Origin of the sequence: Microbacterium salitolerans (genome assembly GCF_019720895.1) — a bacterium.
Taxonomy (GTDB): domain Bacteria; phylum Actinomycetota; class Actinomycetes; order Actinomycetales; family Microbacteriaceae; genus Microbacterium.
This window is the reverse complement of sequence record NZ_JAHKSH010000003.1, coordinates 477,833-494,710: the sequence shown is the minus strand read 5'-3', so window position 1 is coordinate 494,710 and position 16,878 is coordinate 477,833. Positions and strand designations below refer to the sequence as shown.

14 protein-coding genes are annotated in these 16,878 nt (G+C 71.1%); 6 read left to right on the top strand and 8 right to left on the bottom strand.

The window, feature by feature from the left end:
* Positions 1 to 205 precede the first annotated feature (205 nt).
* Positions 206 to 1,342: an ROK family transcriptional regulator gene (locus tag KOL93_RS08830; RefSeq protein WP_221584966.1), complete on the top strand. Its 1,137-nt coding sequence runs from the start codon at positions 206 to 208 to the stop codon at positions 1,340 to 1,342.
* Between the two features lie 37 nt (positions 1,343 to 1,379).
* Here the strand turns inward: KOL93_RS08830 and KOL93_RS08825 are convergent, their stop codons facing one another.
* Both KOL93_RS08825 and KOL93_RS08820 read right to left on the bottom strand, forming a co-directional pair.
* Positions 1,380 to 2,969 (bottom strand): tannase/feruloyl esterase family alpha/beta hydrolase, encoded by a 1,590-nt coding sequence (locus KOL93_RS08825; protein WP_221584965.1) that lies wholly within the window; start codon positions 2,967 to 2,969, stop codon positions 1,380 to 1,382.
* A 139-nt stretch (positions 2,970 to 3,108) separates the two neighbouring features.
* Complete coding sequence (locus KOL93_RS08820; protein WP_221585124.1) at positions 3,109 to 3,807, bottom strand: nucleotidyltransferase family protein; 699 nt, start codon at positions 3,805 to 3,807, stop codon at positions 3,109 to 3,111.
* Between the two features lie 81 nt (positions 3,808 to 3,888).
* Between KOL93_RS08820 and KOL93_RS08815 the strand changes: the two genes are divergently transcribed.
* Genes KOL93_RS08815 through KOL93_RS08805 form a run of 3 tightly spaced genes read left to right on the top strand, consistent with a single transcriptional unit; the run spans position 3,889 to position 8,656 of the window.
* The gene (locus KOL93_RS08815; RefSeq protein ID WP_221584964.1) at positions 3,889 to 5,127 is read left to right on the top strand and encodes an XdhC family protein; all 1,239 of its coding nucleotides are present in this window, start codon (positions 3,889 to 3,891) and stop codon (positions 5,125 to 5,127) included.
* A complete protein-coding gene (locus KOL93_RS08810) occupies positions 5,118 to 5,909 on the top strand; it encodes an FAD binding domain-containing protein (protein ID WP_221584963.1) in 792 nt (263 codons plus the stop codon). The genes KOL93_RS08815 and KOL93_RS08810 overlap by 10 nt, the downstream gene beginning before the upstream one ends.
* Positions 5,906 to 8,656, top strand: a complete 2,751-nt coding sequence (locus tag KOL93_RS08805; RefSeq protein ID WP_221584962.1) for a molybdopterin-dependent oxidoreductase — start codon at positions 5,906 to 5,908, stop codon at positions 8,654 to 8,656. The genes KOL93_RS08810 and KOL93_RS08805 overlap by 4 nt, the downstream gene beginning before the upstream one ends.
* A 27-nt stretch (positions 8,657 to 8,683) precedes the next feature.
* Here the strand turns inward: KOL93_RS08805 and KOL93_RS08800 are convergent, their stop codons facing one another.
* Positions 8,684 to 10,132, bottom strand: coding sequence for an NCS2 family permease (locus KOL93_RS08800; protein ID WP_221584961.1), 1,449 nt, complete (start codon positions 10,130 to 10,132; stop codon positions 8,684 to 8,686).
* 165 nt (positions 10,133 to 10,297) lie between these two features.
* On the opposite strand from KOL93_RS08800, the gene KOL93_RS08795 reads away from it, so the two are divergent.
* Complete coding sequence (locus KOL93_RS08795; protein WP_221584960.1) at positions 10,298 to 11,050, top strand: SDR family NAD(P)-dependent oxidoreductase; 753 nt, start codon at positions 10,298 to 10,300, stop codon at positions 11,048 to 11,050.
* 60 nt (positions 11,051 to 11,110) lie between these two features.
* Here the strand turns inward: KOL93_RS08795 and KOL93_RS08790 are convergent, their stop codons facing one another.
* Genes KOL93_RS08790 through KOL93_RS08775 form a run of 4 tightly spaced genes read right to left on the bottom strand, consistent with a single transcriptional unit; the run spans position 11,111 to position 14,703 of the window.
* Positions 11,111 to 11,977: an ABC transporter permease gene (locus KOL93_RS08790; protein ID WP_260406162.1), complete on the bottom strand. Its 867-nt coding sequence runs from the start codon at positions 11,975 to 11,977 to the stop codon at positions 11,111 to 11,113.
* On the bottom strand, positions 11,974 to 12,801 hold the full coding sequence (locus KOL93_RS08785; protein ID WP_221584959.1) for an ABC transporter permease: 828 nt from the start codon (positions 12,799 to 12,801) through the stop codon (positions 11,974 to 11,976). The genes KOL93_RS08790 and KOL93_RS08785 overlap by 4 nt, the downstream gene beginning before the upstream one ends.
* Entirely contained in the window at positions 12,791 to 13,609 is an 819-nt protein-coding gene (locus tag KOL93_RS08780) for an ABC transporter ATP-binding protein (protein ID WP_221584958.1), read from the bottom strand. The genes KOL93_RS08785 and KOL93_RS08780 overlap by 11 nt, the downstream gene beginning before the upstream one ends.
* A gap of 5 nt (positions 13,610 to 13,614) precedes the next feature.
* Positions 13,615 to 14,703, bottom strand: coding sequence for an ABC transporter substrate-binding protein (locus KOL93_RS08775; RefSeq protein ID WP_221584957.1), 1,089 nt, complete (start codon positions 14,701 to 14,703; stop codon positions 13,615 to 13,617).
* Positions 14,704 to 15,270: 567 nt separating this feature from the next.
* Here KOL93_RS08775 and KOL93_RS08770 point away from each other — a divergent pair.
* On the top strand, positions 15,271 to 16,107 hold the full coding sequence (locus tag KOL93_RS08770; RefSeq protein ID WP_221584956.1) for a DUF559 domain-containing protein: 837 nt from the start codon (positions 15,271 to 15,273) through the stop codon (positions 16,105 to 16,107).
* Between the two features lie 291 nt (positions 16,108 to 16,398).
* Here the strand turns inward: KOL93_RS08770 and KOL93_RS08765 are convergent, their stop codons facing one another.
* Positions 16,399 to 16,845, bottom strand: a complete 447-nt coding sequence (locus tag KOL93_RS08765) for a YbhB/YbcL family Raf kinase inhibitor-like protein (RefSeq protein WP_260406160.1) — start codon at positions 16,843 to 16,845, stop codon at positions 16,399 to 16,401.
* Positions 16,846 to 16,878 lie beyond the last annotated feature (33 nt).

Sequence of the window (16,878 nt, the reverse complement as noted above, 5' to 3'; positions counted from 1 at the left end):
TGTCCTCCTGGGTGGTCTGCACGGATCCGCGCAGGTGCTGTGTGAGGGTGAAACTTTGATTACGGTAACCGAATCAACTTCTTCCGTACATAGTATGAACTGTCACGAGAAAGTTAATTCTCGATCGCAAGAAGTCCCTCCTCCGGGCGAACCGGCGCCGGGAGCGACACACTGGACTCGTCACCGCCCACCTCCGCGAGGGATCATGACCCGCACCACCACCAGCACCGCCGAGAACCATGTGCTCGCCGTGATCGGATCCGGCCGCGCGCGCTCACGTCGCGAGATCTCGGATGTCCTCGGCCTGTCCGCGTCGACGGTGTCGCAGCATGTCCAGTCCCTCCTCGCTCAGAGACTCGTCGAGGAGGGGACGTCCCGCGACTCGACGGGCGGCCGTCGACCCCGCGAGCTGCGTCTCGCGGGGGACACCGGACTGCTCGGCGTCATCGACCTCGGCGGAGCGCACGCCCGCCTCGGCATCGCGCCGCGCGGCGGCGGCATCGTGCGCACGGCCGAGATCCCCATCTCTCTCGACGCCGGTCCGCACGACGTGCTCGCTCAGTGCGCCCGCGAACTCTCCGCCCTCGCCGGCGGCACGCCGCTGGCGGGCGCGGGGATCGCGCTCCCCGGCCCCGTCGACGTCACGTCGCACAGCGTCGTGAGCCCGTCCCGCATGCCGGGCTGGAACGGAGTCGACGTCGGCTCGCTCCTCGCCGACCTCGTCGGCGCCCACGCCGTGGTTGAGAACGACGCCAATGCGATGGCGATCGGCGAGCACTTCGCGCACACCCCGCATGCCGTCGGGTCCGTCACGATCAAGGCAGGCACGGCGATCGGCGCCGGCATCGTGATCGACGGCGAGGTCTACCGCGGCGCGGCGGGCGCGGCGGGCGACATCACCCACACCCGGGTCGCGGCGGCGCACGAGCGCCCCTGCTCCTGCGGCAACAGGGGATGCCTCGAGACGGTGTCATCCGGCGCCGCGCTCGTGCGGCTGCTGCGTGAGTCCGGCCGCGACGTCGCGACGACGGCCGACGTCGTCGACCTCGTGCGCGACGCCGACCCCGAGGCGACCGCGCTTGCGCGCACGGCCGGCCGACATCTCGGCGAGGTGCTGTGCGCCGTCGTGAACTTCTTCAATCCGGGCGCGATCTGCCTCGGCGGCGCGCTCTCATCGCTCGAGCCGTTCGTCTCGGCGGTCCGCGGCCAGGTGTACGAGGGGTCCCACCCCCTGATGACCCGCGACCTCCGCATCGCCCCGGCGACACTCGGAGCCGACGCGATCCTCGTCGGCGTCGCGCATCAGGTCAACGAGCACCTCGCGCGCCTCCAGCGCGGGTGAGGCCGCGCCGCGCGGGGCGGCCTCGCCCACGCTCCCGTCACTCGGTCACGCAGGTGAACGACGCGGCGTCGTCGACGGATCCCTCCCCCGCGTACTCAGGCCAGGCGGGGTACTCGCACATCGGTCGCGTGCGATCGGCGCCGGGGTTCCCGTCGCCTGCGACGAGGCCCTCGGGAGCGACGTCGCCCTCGACCCAGTCGGTGATGGCCCCCAGGCCGTCGTACTGCGCCGCGAACACGCCCTGGCCGTGGCCCCACCCGGGCACCATGAAGAACTTCAGGAACCCGTCGAGGCGGTGCCCGAAGCGCTCCTCGAGCCGCTCGTAGTACTGGACGGTGTTGTGCGGGGTGATGAAGTCGTCGATCGTGCCGTGCGTGAGGATCACCTTGCCGCCGTACGCGCGGAAGCGCGTGAGGTCGACGCTCGTGACGTCCATGATCTCGCCGAGCTCCTGGATCCGCTGCTCGTGGTCGGCCGGGTCGAACGTGTACGTGTCGTGCGACGGATCCCCGCCCGCGACGCCGTAGCGACTCGTCGCGTCGAGCACCTGGAACTGCAGGCCCTGGTCGCGCGGACCGGATCCGAATCCCGCGAAGCCCTGATAGAGCGCGCCCTCGAGCAGCGCGCTCTTCGCGAAGATGCTGCTGCCCTGGATGTCGATGCCGAGGTCGTAGTCGGTCGTCATCTTCTCGACCGCGGCGATCTGCGCATCCGACAGGCAGTCGTCGCCCGCATCGGATCCGTCGGCGCAGCGCACCGAGCCGAGATCGAAGGCCGCGTCGCAGCTCGCGACATCGCTGATGATGCCGTCCGCCGCGCCGTCGAGCGGATCGCACGCGGCGGAGACCGCATCGGTGAGCGTCTGCACCTCGGCGGAGCTCATCCACCCCGCGCCGTCGTCCAGCAGCAGCGCGTCGCGGAAGTTGACGGCGCCGATGTGCATCATCGTGACGTTGTAGGCCGGATAGTTGGCGACGACGCCATCGTAGTCCTTCGGGTAGCGGGCCGCCGCGTCGAGCGCCTCGTGGCCGCCCTGCGAACCGCCGATGAAGTACGACCACTCGGGCGCGGACCCGTATGCCGCGCGCACGACATCCCACGCGGCGTCATGTGCCTTCTTCACCGACCACTGGCCGAAGTTCATGAGGAGCTCGGGATCCGTCTGGAACGACCCGTCGAAGCCCGCACCGCCCTGATGGCCGCCGTCGCTGCCGACCGTGACCCATCCCTGCTCGAGCGCCGTCGCCGTGCCGGCGGGCTGGGCCGTGTACGCGCCCGTCGCGGTGACGAGGGATCCGTCGAAGCCCCCGCCGCCGAACTGCAGCGCCCGCCCGTTCCAGTCGGCCGGGAGGTTCACCTGGAACTGCATGTCCTGCGGCGCGGTGACCGCCCGGATCCATCCGGTGACCTCGCACGCGTCGCCGGTCCAGGTCGCGGTCTCGACCGAAGCGCCCGCCGTCGGCAGATCGATGTCGCGGGCGGAGATGTCGTGGCCGACGAGGTCGGCGCACGCGGCTTCCGTCAGCGGGGGCGGGTCTGCGGGCTTCTTCGCCGGGGCGACGGCGCCCGCCGTGAGGGCGAGGGCGCCGATCGCGCACAGGGCGACCAGAGCAGAACGAACCTTCATCACACGCTCCTCTGCGCATCGATGGCCGCGCGCGGATCCTCCCCCGCATCCGCGACGCGACGGCGACCGGTGGCCGCCGCGCACAGGCTATGACCGCGGGCGCGCCGGCACCAGGGGGCTGTCGCCGAGCGGAAGGCCCTCATCGGCGGTCGATGTCGTCGCCCGACCAGAGATCGGCGCAGTCGACCTCGATGACGCCGTGTGCGACGAGGTAGGGGCGCGCTCCGCGGTCCCCGGCGGCGGCCCCGGCGAGCGCGGCGACGTGCGCGGATCCGATCAGCACGGGGTGGCCGGGCCGGGCCCCGTAGGTCGCCTGCACGAGTGCCGATGCAGGACGACGGCGATCGGCGCCCGCTGCAGACGACCTCCGCGCGATGTCGCGCTCGGAGGGCGAATCTGCCGTCGTCATGCGCGCGGCGGCGATGACCCGAGCGACCGCGCTCGGCGGGGTGTCCGGGGTGTCGACCGGGAGGATCACGACGGCATCCGACGTAGGAGTGCGGCAGTCTTCGCCGCTCACCCCCTCCCCGCGCGGGTTCGCGCGGGGTCCGTCGAGAACTGCCGTCGTCGTGCACGCGAGCAGCCCGGCCCGCAGCGTCGCAGCGACCCCCTTCGCCCAGTCTCCGGCGACGACGACGCGGGCGTCGGGCGGCACGAGCTCCCGTGCGTCGCCGGCCCCGGCGCCGAGCGCCACGACGACGTCGTCGCATCCGCCGGCCCGCAGCGTCTCGACGGCGAGGCGGATCCACGGCGTGCCGTCGTCCGCGCGCGCAAGCGCCTTGGGGCCGCCGAACCGCGTCCCCGCACCGCCCGCCAGCACCAGCCCGGTCACCCTCATCACGCCTCGACGCTACGCGCCCCCAGCTCCGACATCGGGATCCGCAATCTCACCGCAACGCGGCGCGCGTACATTGGGCCCATGCTCGACCTCGCATGCTCCGTGCTCGACCGCATCGACGGGGGTGAGCGCGTCGCGGTCGTGACCGTGACGCGCGTGGCCCGGAGCGCGCCGCGGGGCGTCGGCGCGTCGATGGCGATCACCGCGCGCGGTGAGGTGATCGGATCCCTCTCCGGCGGGTGCGTCGAGGGCGACGCCGTCGCTCTCGCGCACTGCGTCCTCGCCGATGGGGCGGCCCGCACGGCGCGCTTCGGCTTCGACGACGACACCGCGCACGCCGCGGGCCTCGCGTGCGGCGGCCTCGTCGACGTCATCGCCTACGAGGCCCACGCCTCCGACGCGCTGCGCACGGCCGCGGGCGGCGGCGCGGTGACGATCGGGATCGACCTCGACACCGGATCCGTCGTCGATCACCCCGCCCTCGCCTCGGCGGCCCTCCTGCGCGAGACGCGCGTGATCGAGGTCGACGAGCCGTCCGATCCCGGCGCCCCGCGCCCCGAGCCGCGGAGGATGCGCCCAGACGCGGATGATCTCCGGGGATCCGCGCCGCTCTCGCCGAATGACCAGCGGCCCGCGACGCCGCGCCGGATCCTCGCGATCAGCTGTGCGCCGAAGCCCCGCCTCATCCTGCTCGGGGCGACGGAGCACGCCGCCGCGCTGTGCCGGGTCGGATCCGCGGCGGGGTACGCCGTGACGGTGTGCGATCCGTGGGCGGTGCTCGCCACCCGCGAGCGGTTCCCCGACGCCGACGACCTCGTCGTCGACATGCCGCAGGACCTCCTCGCCCGTGCCGAGGTCGACGCGCGCACCGCCATCGTGGTGCTCACGCACGACACCCGCCTCGACGTTCCGGCACTCGCCCAGGCCCTCGCGCTTCCCGTCGGATTCGTCGGCGCGCTCGGCGCCCGCCGCACCGTCGCGCGGCGCGCCGAGCTCCTCCGCGAGGCAGGGGTGCCGGACTCCGACCTCGCGCGCCTCCACTCGCCGCTCGGTCTCGACCTCGGCGGATCCTCGCCCGAGGCGACGGCCGTGTCCGCGATGGCGGAGATCCTCGCGACCCGCTGTGGAGGATCCGGCGCTCCCCTGCGCGAGCTCGACGGCCCGATCCACCGCGACCGCGTCGTCGTCGAGCCGGCTGGCCGCGATGATGCGCCGACGGCCGCGGCCGACCCGCCCCACGTCCCGTCCGCGCCCCGCGACACGGCGCGCCGTCACGATCCGGCGACGGCGCCCGAGCCCCGAGAGACCGCATGGACCTGAACACCGTCACCTCGTATCGGCGCGCGGCGTCGCGGGCCGACCTCGCCCTCGCCCCGGGCGAGGCGCTGCTCGCGGGCGGGACGTGGCTGTTCAGCGAGCCGATGCCCGACGTCACCGGCCTCGTTGACCTGCAGACGATGGGATGGCCCGACATCGAGGAGACCGACGGCAGGCTGCGCATCGCGGCGACGTGCACGATCGCGCGACTCGTCGCGTACGGCGAGGAGCACGGGATCCCTCTCTTCGGCGAGGCGGCGAACGCCCTGCTCGCGTCGTTCAAGATCTGGCAGACGGCGACCGTCGGCGGCAACATCGTGCGCGCCTACGCGGCCGCGGCGATGACATCGATGGCCGTCGCGCTCGACGCCGACGCCATCGTCTACACACCGGACGGCGGCGAGCGCCGCCTGCCCGTCGCCGAGATCCCTACCGGAGACGGCACGAACTCGCTCGGGCCCGGTGATGTCCTCCGCGCGATCGACATCCCGGCGCGCGCACTCCGGTCGCGGGCCGTCCTGCGCAAGGAGGCGCTCGCCGATCACGGGCGCTCGGGCGCCGTCGTCACGGGCCGCGTCGACGCCGACGGCTCCGCGACGTTCGCGATCACCGCCGCCACGCTCACCCCGCAGGTGCGGCGCTTCGACGCCCTGCCGGATCCCGGATCCCTCGCACATGCCGTCGGGAGTGCGGACGGCTGGTACACGGATCCCCTCGGATCCGCCGACTGGCGCCGCGCGATCAGCCTCGTCCTCGCCGAGCGGATCCGGGAGGTGCTGCGATGAGGTTCGACGTCAACGGGCGATCGGTCGAGGCGGATCCACGTCCGGGGCAGTGTCTGCGCACCCTCCTGCGCGAGCACGGCCACAGCGACGTGAAGAAGGGCTGCGACGCCGGCGACTGCGGAGCGTGCGCCGTCATCGTCGACGGCGCGGCCGTGCACTCGTGTCTGATTCCGGCGGTCCGGATGGAGGGGTCCTCGGTCACGACCGCCGCAGGTCTCGCTCCGGGCGACGACCTGCACCCCGTGCAGGAGGCCCTCGCGGAGGGCTTCGGGTTCCAGTGCGGATTCTGCACGCCGGGCATGGCGGTGACGGCATCGTGCCTCGCGACCGCCGATGCCCACGACCTCGACCGCCGCATGAAGGGCAGTCTCTGCCGCTGCACGGGCTATCGTCCGATCCGCGAGGCGATCGAGTCGACGCTGGGGGCGGTGCACGAGACGGGCAGACCCATGTCCCACAACACGCCGTCTCGACGCCCGGATGACGGCGTGTCTCGGGACACGGTGACCTCCCCACCCCCACCCATGTCCCACAACACGCCGTCACGGCGACGGGATGACGGCGTGTCCTGGGACACGGAGCGCACCGGATCCGTCGGCACCTCGACGGTGCCCGAGGCCGCCCGACGGATCGTGCAGGGGCTCGAGCCGTACACCTTCGACGAGATCCCGCCGGGCGCGCTCACGCTGCGAGTCGTCGGATCCCCGCATGCGCACGCGCGGATCCGCGGCATCCGCACGGATCACGCCGCGCGGCTCCCCGGCGTCGTCGCGATCTTCACGCACCACGACGTGCCCGATGTGCGCTACTCGACAGCCCGGCACGAGCACCGCACCGACGACGCCGACGACACCCGCCTGCTCGACGACGTCGTGCGGCACGTCGGCCAGCGCGTCGCGGCCGTCGTCGCCGAGACGGCGGCCGCCGCGGAGGCCGCCTGCCGCCTCATCGAGGTCGACTACGAGGTGCTCCCCGCCGTCTTCGATCCCGAGGAGGCGCGCTCCGGCGACGCCGCGCGGATCCACCCCGACCGCACCCCGGAGGACCGAGTCGCCGACGCGAGCCGCAACGTCGTCGCCGACCTGCACACGGGCCGCGGCGACATCGAGGCCGCACTCGCGGGGTCCGCCGTCGTGGTCGAGGAGACGTGGCAGACGAGTCGCACGATCCACGCACAGCTGGAGACCCACGGATCCGTCGGCTGGATGGAGGACGGACGCCTCGTCATCCGCTCGTCGACGCAGGTGCCGTTCCTCACGCGCGACGAGCTCGCCCACATCTTCTCGCTGCCGAGGGATGGGATCCGTGTGTTCGCGCCGCGCGTCGGCGGCGGCTTCGGCGGCAAGCAGGAGATCTTCACGGAGGATCTCGTCGCGCTGGCGGTCCTGCGCACCGGGCGCCCCGTCGCGTACGAGTTCAGCCGCGCGGACGAGTTCGTGCGCTCGGCCTTCCGGCATCCGATCCGCACGCGCGTGCGGGTGGGCGCCGATGCGACCGGCCATCTCACGGGCCTCGCGATCGACCTGCTCAGCGATACGGGCGCCTACGGCAACCATGCCGCCGGCGTCATGCATCACGCGCTCGCCGAGTCGGTCTCGCTCTACCGCGTCCCCGCCGTGCGCATCGACGCCGAGGCGGTCTACACGAACAACCCGCCCTCAGGCGCCTTCCGCGGGTACGGTCTCGGGCAGGTGGTCCTCGCGGTCGAATCGGCGCTCGACATGGTCGCCGAGCAGCTCGGCCTCGATCCGTTCGCGCTGCGCCGCCGCAACGCCGTGCGCGACGGCGATCCGATCCTGCACGCCTCGGGCGAGATCGACGCCGAGACGCTGTGGGGCTCCTACGGGCTCGACCAGTGCCTCGATCAGGCCGAGGCCGCGCTCGCGGGGCCCGACGACGTCGAGGCCCCGGGCGGCTGGCTCGTCGGCGAGGGCGTCGCCGCCGCCATGATCGCGACGATGGCGCCGTTCGGCCATGTGGCGCATGCGAGCGTCACGGCGCACCCCGACGGATCCTTCACCGCCCGCACCGGCACCGCCGAGTTCGGCAACGGCACGACGACGGTGCAGCGGCAGATCGTCGCGAGCGTGTTCGACGTGTCGGCCTCGCGCGTGCGCATCCGTCACGCCGACACGGACCTCGTCGAGCACGACTCGGGCGCGTTCGCGTCGGCCGGCATCACGGTCGCCGGCAAGGCGCTGCATCGGGCGGCGCTCGCGCTGCGCGAGAGGACGAGAGGATCCGCGCCCTCGGAGGACGTGACGGAGACGTCGTGGGAGCCGGGCGAGAGGCGCTCGCTCGCGTTCAATGTGCACGCCGCACGCGTCGCCGTGGATCCCGAGACCGGAACCGTGCGCGTCCTGCGCCAGGTGCACGCCGCAGACGCGGGTGTCGTCCTGAATCCCGCGCAGTGCCGCGGCCAGATCGAGGGCGGCGTCGCGCAGGGGCTGGGCGGCGCGCTCTACGAGGAGATCCAGGTCGAGGACGGCGTCGTGCAGAACCCCGCGTTCCGCACCTATCGCGTGCCGCAGTTCGCGGATGTTCCCGACGTGCACGTCTCGTTCGCCGAGACCGACGACGCGCTCGGCCCCTTCGGCGCGAAATCGATGAGCGAGAGCCCATACAACCCCGTCGCGCCCGCGATCGGCAACGCCATCGCCCGCGCCCTCGGCCGCCGCCCCTTCGAGCAGCCCTTCACGCGCGACCGCGTCTGGCGCCTCGCGCAGTCACCGCACATCGGAAGCTGAGGGGACGACCGGCGCAGCGGAGAGCTCCTACGCCCCGATCCAGGCGCGGATCGGCTCGACGAGGAAGTAGACGACGAACAGTGCGGACACGAGCCACATCAGCCAGTGCACCTCGCGGGCCTTCCCGCGCGCGATCTTCACGATGACGAAGGCGACGAAGCCTGCGCCGATGCCGTCCGAGATCGAGTATGTGAACGGCATGACGGCGATCGTGAGGAACGCGGGGATCCCGACGTCGACGTTCTTCCAGTCGATGCCCGAGATCTGGGTCATCATGAGGAAGCCGACGAGGACGAGCGCCGGAGCCGCCGCCTCGTAGGGCACGAGCGCGACGAGCGGCGCGAACAGCGTCGCCAGCAGGAACGCGACGCCCGTCACGATCGACGCGAGGCCCGTGCGCGCTCCCTCCGCGACGCCTGACGTCGACTCCACGAAGGCCGTGTTCGAGGAGACGGATCCCATGCCGCCGAAGATCGCGCCGAGCGAGTCGACGAGCAGGATCCGATTCGCCCGCGGCGGGTTGCCCTCCGCGTCGAGCAGGTGCGCCTCGCCGCCGACCGCGACCATCGTGCCCATCGTGTCGAAGAAGTCGGCGAGCAGCAGCGAGAAGACGAGCAGGATGAGCGTGACGGCGCCGATGTTCTGCACGGATCCGAGCAGGTTGAACTGCCCGATCAGCGAGAAGTCGGGCATGGCGAAGACGCCCGTGAACGCCGGCGGGGAGTTGAATCCACCGGGGTTGTCCGCGGAGCGCGCGCCGAGGTGCAGCGTGTTCTCGATCACCACCGCGAGCACGGTCGCCACGAGAATCGAGATGAGCAGCGCACCCCGCACCCGCCGCACGTGCAGCACGATCGTGAGCACGAGGCCCACGACGAACACGAGGATCGGGAACGTGCCGAGGTTGCCGAGCGCGAGGATCGTGGCGCCGTCGCCCGTGATGAAGCCCGCGTTGCCGAGCCCGATGAGGGTGATGAACAGGCCGATGCCGACGCCGATCGCGGTCTTGAGCGCGGTCGGGACGGCCTTGAAGACCGCGGCTCGGAATCCCGTCAGCACGAGGATGAGGATGATGACGCCCTCGATCACGACGACGCCCATCGCGTCGGCCCAGGTGACTCCCTCGATGCCGGCGATCGAGAACGCGACGACGGCGTTGAGGCCGAGGCCCGCCGCCATCGCCATCGGGAAGTTCGCGATCACACCCAGGAGGATCGACAGGACGCCCGCGATGAGCGCCGTCGCCGACGCGATCATGGCGAGGTTCGGGGCGTCTCCCGCGGATCCGCCGCCCAGCAGCTGACCGGTGCCGTCGGGCGTCGTGCCGAGGATCAGCGGGTTGAGGACGACGATGTACGCCATCGCGAAGAAGGTGACGAGGCCGCCTCGGATCTCGGTGCCGATGGTGGATCCGCGTTCCGAGATCTGGAAGAAGCGATCGATCGGATTTCTCGTGGTGGCTGGGGCCGCGCTCATGCGGAAGATCGTGTCACAGCGGCCTGCGATAAAGGAGGGAGCGCGGGCGGGTCTCCTCTCGGTGAACGGGAAGCGACGAACGGACCCACGTCGCGCATGCAGGCGTAGTCTGACAGGAGTTTCCATTCACACGGATGGAATCATCGATTCTCTCTGGAGGCAGATATGGCTTTCGACAACAAGGTCGCGCTCGTCACGGGCGGCGGATCCGGCATCGGCGAGGCGACGGCGAAGGAGCTCGCGACGCTCGGCGTCAAGGTCGTCGTCACGGACATCAAGCTCGATGCGGCGCAGCGCGTCGTCGACGAGATCTCGGCAGCCGGTGGCGAGGCCGCGGCGTTCGAGGGCAACACGGCCGTCGCGGAGGACAGCGAGAAGGCCGTCGCGTTCGCGAAGGAGACCTACGGCAAGCTGAACTACGCCTTCAACAACGCGGGCATCGGCGGCGCGAGCGCGCCGATCGGCGAGATGGCCATCGACGCGTGGGACACGGTCGTCGGCATCAACCTCAACGGCGTCGCGTACGGCATGCGCTACCAGGTGCCGGCGATCCTCGAGGCCGGCGCCGAGGAGGGCGCGATCGTCAACATGGCGTCGATCCACGGCACCGTCGCGGCTGTCGGCAACGGCGCGTACACGGCGACGAAGCACGCGGTCGTCGGCATCACGAAGAACGCGGCCGCCGAGTACGGCGCTCAGGGCCTGCGCATCAACGCGGTCGGCCCCGGCTACATCGACACCCCGCTCCTCGCGGGCGCTCCCGCTGAGGTGAAGGAGGGCCTCGTCGCGAAGCACCCCCTCGGCCGCCTCGGCCGCTCCGACGAGATCGCGAAGGTCGTGCGCTTCCTGCTCAGCGACGACGCCTCGTTCGTCACGGGCGCGTACTACCTGATCGACGGCGGCTACACGGCCGTCTGACCTCGATCGCGCGGCGGCCTCGCGGGCCCCTCCCCGGATCCGCGAGGCCGCCGCCGCGTGTCAGACCCCGCGCTGGGCGCGCATGCCCATGCGCGCGAGGACGACGTCCTCGAGGATCTGCACGACGTTGTAGAGCACGAGCGCGACGGCCGTCGTGACGGCGACCGCCGCCCACACCTCCGTGAACTTCGCCTGCGAGATGGCGCCGGACAGGGATCCGCCGATGCCGTCGCCCGTCGCGAGCCACTCCGCGAGGAGGGCTCCCGTGAAGGCGCCGGGCACGGAGATCCGCACGGCCGCGAAGAACGCGGGCAACGAGGCCGGCAGGGCGACCTTGACGAGCTGCGTGACCGTGCCGCCGCCGTACACCGCGATGAGATCGTTCATCTGCGGCGACGCCGAGCGCAGGCCGAACACGATGTTCACGAGCGCCGGGAACAGCACGACGATCGCGCCGATGACGGCGACGCCGAGAACCGACCGCCCGAAGATCAACGTGATGACGGGCGCCATCGCGACGAGCGGGACGGATCGCAGCAGCATCGCGACCGGCATGAGCGCCGCCTCGATGCCCCGCGACAGCTGGAACAGCAGCGCGACGAGGAGCGCGAGCACGAGCCCGGCGACGAATCCGAGGAACGCGTGCCCGAGCGTGATGCCGAGGCGCCCGAAGATGAGGGCCCGGTTCTCCGCCGCCTCGTCGTCGGTCACGAGCCACTGCCAGACGTCGAGCGGCCCCTTGCCGACGTAGTCGCTGACGCCGAAGACGACCAGCAGCGCCTGCCACATCACGAGCACGACGGCGATCATGAGGAGGAACAGCGCGAGGCGGCGGCCGAGGGCGAGCCACATCGCGCGCGTGCGCTCGCGGCGCATCTCGCGCTCGAGGGCGCCGCCCGGCGCATCTGACATCGAGACGTGCGTCATGCCGCCGCTCCCCTCGACCAGGGTGCCGCGGCGCGCGAGATGAGGCCCAGGACGCCGTAGCCCGCGAGCGCGGCGATACCCGAGGTGAGGGCGAGCGCCCACACGAGCGGCGCGTCGACGTTCGTCTGCGCGATCATCATCGCGCGCCCGACACCCGTCTCGACCTTCCCGAAGAACTCGCCGAGCACGGCCCCGAGGAACGCGGCGGGCACGGCGATCTGCAGAGCATTGAGGATCGCAGGGAGCGCCGCGACGACCCGCACCTTGCGGAGCTGCGTGAACCGGGATCCGCCGTACACCGCGACGACATCGAGCGCGCCTCTGTCCGCCGCCTTCAGACCGAGCAGGGCGCCGACGACCGTCGTGAAGAACACGCTGAGGCCCGCGAGGATGATCGGCGTGAGCGCCGGCTCCCCCGCCTCGGGGATCGGCGTCATGACGATGAGCACCGCCCCCATCGCCACGATCGGGATGCAGTACGTGATCGTCGCGATCTGCACGACGATCCCCTCGATCGCGGGGATCACGAGCACGAGCGACGCGAACGCCAGCGCGAGCACGTTGCCGACGAGGTATCCGATCCCGGCCTCAGCGAGAGTGACGCTGAAGTGACGGGCGAAGTACTCCGCGCCGGCCGACGTCACCGACGCCACGACGTCCTGCGGGTACGGAATCGCGTCGGCCCTGCTCGCGGGGGCCTCCGGATCCGCCGCGACGCCGAGACGCCAGAGCCACGCGGCGAGGAACCAGAACGCGATGATGGCGACGCCGCCCAGCACCGACGTCGCCCACCCGGGGAGCCGTGCGGGACGCTCAGAAGTCATCGTCGGTGGGGCCGTCGGATCCGAACAGCAGATCGGACGCTTCGTCGACGTACGCGTGGAACTCCGGGGTCCGCATCATCTCTCGAGTGCGCGGCCGCGGCAGATCGATGTCGATGACGGCCGTGATGCGTCCGGGACGCGGGCTCATGACGGCGACCTTGTCACTGAGGAAGATCGCCTCCGCGATGCCGTGCGTCACGAGCAGCGTCGTCGCCGGCTTCGACGACCAGATGCGCAGCAGCTCGAGGTTGAGGCGCTGGCGCGTCATGTCGTCGAGTGCGCCGAAAGGCTCGTCGAAGAGCAGGACCTCGGGCCTCATGATGAGCGAACGCGCGATCGACACGCGCTGGCGCATGCCGCCCGACAGCTGCGCGGGCTTGGCCTTCTCGAAGCCCGCGAGCCCCACGAGGTCGATCATCTCGGAGACGTACGCGCGGTCGACGGGCGAGCCCGCAACCTCGAACGGCAGCTGGATGTTCGCTCGCACGCTGCGCCACGGCAGGAGCGCCGAATCCTGGAACGCGATGCCCAGCTTGCCGGCCTTTCTCAGCTCCTCGGGCGTGTGCCCGTCGACGCGCGTCGTGCCGCTCGTCGGCTCCTCGAGCCCCGCGAGGATCCGAAGGATGGTCGATTTTCCGCAGCCCGACGGGCCGAGAAGCGAGAGGAACGTGCCCTGCTCCGTGTGGAGGTCGGCGTCCTTCAGGGCGACCGTCTGGCGGCGGCCCGAGCGGAAGACCTTGCTGAGTCCCTCGATGTGGAGGCCGGTGCCCCGGTCGCCCGGGGCACCGGCCCGATTCGCGTCTGCCACGCTCGCTACTCCGCGGCCGCCGCGAGGTCGCCACCGAGCGTCGCATAGTCGACGAGCTCGGGGTGGTCCTCGTAGATCTCGTCGAGGAGAGAGAGGTCGAAGAGTTCCTCGGCCGCGACGTCCTGGCCCGCGGTCGCCAGGCTCTCGATCGTCTGCCGCTGCAGCGCGTCGGTCACCGTGAACAGGCCGTTCGCCTCGGTGTCCCGACTGACGATGAGGTCGAGCTGTGCCTGCATGCCCGCCTGCGTCTTGTCGGGGTCGAGGTCGGTGCCGAACTCGTCGACGACCAGTTCGGCCGCTGTCATGGGATCGTTCAGGACCTGCGCCCAGCCCTTGATCTCGGCGATGAGGAAGTCCTTGACGAGATCGCGGTTCTCGGCGAGGAACTGGTCGGTCACCGTGAAGGTCTCGACGACGAAGGGCATCCCGTTGTCGGCGAAAGTGAGGTTCGTGATCTCGTTGCCCGCGAGCTCGACCGTGAGCGCCTCGTTGGTCGTGTAGGCGAAGAATCCATCGACTTCGCCGTTGGTCAGGGGCGACGGATCGAACTGCACCGGCACGACCTCGAGCTCGGACTCGTCGATCCCGTTCGCATCGAGCAGCGCCTGGAACAGCGCGGCGTTCGAGTCCTGCACGCCGATCTTCTTGCCCTTCAGATCATCGACGGTCTCGATGTCGCCGCCGTCGGCGAGAGACAGGATCGTGAAGGGGCTCTTCTGGAACGTCGCGCCGACGATCGTGAGCGGGGCGTCCTCGTTCGCGATCGCCGCGCCCGTGACGATCGCGTCGTTGATCGCGATGTCGATCTGGCCCGAGAGCAGACCGGCCACCCCCGTATCGGGGCCGTCGATGAGGTCGACGCTGTCGAAGCCGGCCTCCTCGTAGTAGCCGTACTTCGTGGCGTAGAACTCCCCCGCGAACTCCTCGTTCTTGATCCATGACTGCTGCACGGAGATGTCGCCGTGGCTCGCCGAATCGCCGTCGGCGGAGTCCTCGTCACCGGATCCGCCGCAGGCCGTGAGCGCGAGAGCTCCGGCGGCGAGGGCTGCGCCGGCCGTGAGGCCGCGACGCGCGAAGGTGCTGCTCTTGTTCATGCGCTGTGTTCTCCAGTTTCACCACACGCCAGGCTGAGGGGGGGTGCGGGTCGGGGATGGATGATGCGGATCCGCGCCGGAAGCGCGAAGCGGTCCATTCTTCCGTGCCCTGCCTGGGCATCCTCCGGCATGGAGATTGCGTCGGTGTTACGGGGCGAGATCGCCGCCGCGCCCCGCGACAACGGTTCCTGGGTCCTGAGTCCTGGGTCCTGGGCGGACCATGTCCCACAACATGCCGTCATCGGAGTGCCGAAACGGCGTGTCGTGGGACACGGTCAGGCAGTGCCCCCTTCCGTGTCCCAGGACACGCCGTCACGCCAGCGGGATGACGGCGTGTCCTGGGACACGGGGCGTGGGCTTGTCGCGGGGCAAGGGCCGCTCTGCGTGTCGGGTGGCGTCAGCGTGTCCACAGGTGGCGAGATCGGCGGATCCGTCCACAATCGCCGCGAACGACGCGATCGTTGGCCGCGCCGTTCCGCCACCCTGGCCGACATGTACGAACCGGCACCACTCCCTGCGGCCCTCCGTGCGCGAGCGTTCACCGTCGCCGAATCTCGGGAGTTCTGCGTGCCGGACAAGCGGCTCCGCGCGAGCGACCTGCGCCGACCGTTTCACGCGGTCCGCACGCGCAGGACCCCACCGACGACGCTGATCGACGCCTGCGCGGAGCTCGCTCCGCTGCTGCGGCCATGGCAGTTCTTCAGCCACGACACCGCGCTCGCCCTGCACGGATCCCCGCTCCCGCCGAGTGCGGATCCGCTCGCCCTCCACGTGTCCGCGCATCGACCGCACTCGCAGCCGCGCACGGCGGGGATCCATGGTCATCGGCTGCAGCGCCGCGAACTCGCGGCGGAGCCATGCCGTTCGGGATTCCTCGTCGAGTCTCCGGTGCGGGCGTGGCGTCAGGTGGGCTATCGCTGGCCCCACGATGACCTCGTCGCGGCGGCTGACGCGCTGCTCGCCCGCGCGTCGCCGCTGTGCACGTGGGAGGAGCTGTCGAGTGAGATCGAGGACATGGGGGATATGCGGGGGCGGATCCTGCGCAGCGCCCTGCAGTCGGCACGCGACGGGTCGGAGTCGGCTCGCGAGACGAAGCTCCGGCTCGCGCTCGCGCGATTCGGCCTGCCGGAGCCCGAACTCAACTGGGAGCTGGTCGATCACCGGGGCACGTTCGTCGCACGATTCGACATGGCGTACCGCCGGTGGCGCGTCGCCGTCGAGTACGACGGTCGGCAGCATGCGTTCGACACGGCGCAGTTCGAGCGCGATGCCGACCGGTGGGATGCCGTTCGCGCGGAAGGCTGGGTGCTGGTGCGGATCCTCAATCATCACCTGCGGGGCGATCCGCCACGCGGCCCGGCGATGGTGCGCGATGCGCTGCGCGAACGCGGCTGGTTCGGCTGACGGCCGTGTCCCACGACACGCCGTCACTCTCCAGGCGTGACGGCATGTCCTGGGACACGCACCCGCAAGGACCTCACCGTGTCCCACGACACGCCGTCACCCGTGCGCCATGACGGCATGTCTCGGGACATGAGCGGGCAAGGGTCCACACCGTGTCCCACAACACGCCGTCACCCTCCAGGCGTGACGGCATGTCCTGGGACACGCACCGGTAGGGAGCCTGCGCTCGTGTCCCGCAACACGCCGTCACCCGTGCGCCGTGACGGCGTGTTGTGGGACACGGGCGGGCGGTCAGCGCGAGTAGATGCCGATCACGCGGTTCTGCTCGATGACCGCATCGGCGTAGTCGCGGAGGAACTCCTCGCGGGTCGGCTCGCCCTCGACCCGGCGGCTCAGTGCGTAGACCCAGAAGTAGTAGCTGTGGTCGCCGTGGCCGGGAGGGGGAAGCGGACCCGAGTAGCCGGCCTCGCCCTTCGTCGTCACGCCCTCGCGGCCCGATTCGGCCGTGATCGTGGTCTGATCGGGCGCGATGCCGAACACCGTCCAGTGCGTCCAGCCGAACGGGATCGGCGCGTCGGGGTCGTGGCAGATGAGCGCGAGCTCGACCGCCTCGGACGGAACTCCCGACACCTCAATCATCGGCGCGATGTCCTCGTGCTCGGCGGCGAACCGATCGGGCATGCGCGTGCGATCGGCGAAGTCGGGCGTCGTGACGGTGATCGTTCCTGGGAAGGCCATGGCGTCTCCTCTGTCGTCGAAAGGGGGATCCGC

What these genes read in the sequence shown, in the direction of transcription:
- KOL93_RS08830 (WP_221584966.1), top strand. Translation starts at nt 206, where the DNA reads ATGACCCGCACCACCACCAGCACCGCCGAGAACCATGTGCTCGCCGTG.
- KOL93_RS08825 (WP_221584965.1), bottom strand. Translation starts at nt 2,969, where the DNA reads ATGAAGGTTCGTTCTGCTCTGGTCGCCCTGTGCGCGATCGGCGCCCTC.
- KOL93_RS08820 (WP_221585124.1), bottom strand. Translation starts at nt 3,807, where the DNA reads ATGAGGGTGACCGGGCTGGTGCTGGCGGGCGGTGCGGGGACGCGGTTC.
- KOL93_RS08815 (WP_221584964.1), top strand. Translation starts at nt 3,889, where the DNA reads ATGCTCGACCTCGCATGCTCCGTGCTCGACCGCATCGACGGGGGTGAG.
- KOL93_RS08810 (WP_221584963.1), top strand. Translation starts at nt 5,118, where the DNA reads ATGGACCTGAACACCGTCACCTCGTATCGGCGCGCGGCGTCGCGGGCC.
- KOL93_RS08805 (WP_221584962.1), top strand. Translation starts at nt 5,906, where the DNA reads ATGAGGTTCGACGTCAACGGGCGATCGGTCGAGGCGGATCCACGTCCG.
- KOL93_RS08800 (WP_221584961.1), bottom strand. Translation starts at nt 10,132, where the DNA reads ATGAGCGCGGCCCCAGCCACCACGAGAAATCCGATCGATCGCTTCTTC.
- KOL93_RS08795 (WP_221584960.1), top strand. Translation starts at nt 10,298, where the DNA reads ATGGCTTTCGACAACAAGGTCGCGCTCGTCACGGGCGGCGGATCCGGC.
- KOL93_RS08790 (WP_260406162.1), bottom strand. Translation starts at nt 11,977, where the DNA reads ATGACGCACGTCTCGATGTCAGATGCGCCGGGCGGCGCCCTCGAGCGC.
- KOL93_RS08785 (WP_221584959.1), bottom strand. Translation starts at nt 12,801, where the DNA reads ATGACTTCTGAGCGTCCCGCACGGCTCCCCGGGTGGGCGACGTCGGTG.
- KOL93_RS08775 (WP_221584957.1), bottom strand. Translation starts at nt 14,703, where the DNA reads ATGAACAAGAGCAGCACCTTCGCGCGTCGCGGCCTCACGGCCGGCGCA.
- KOL93_RS08765 (WP_260406160.1), bottom strand. Translation starts at nt 16,845, where the DNA reads ATGGCCTTCCCAGGAACGATCACCGTCACGACGCCCGACTTCGCCGAT.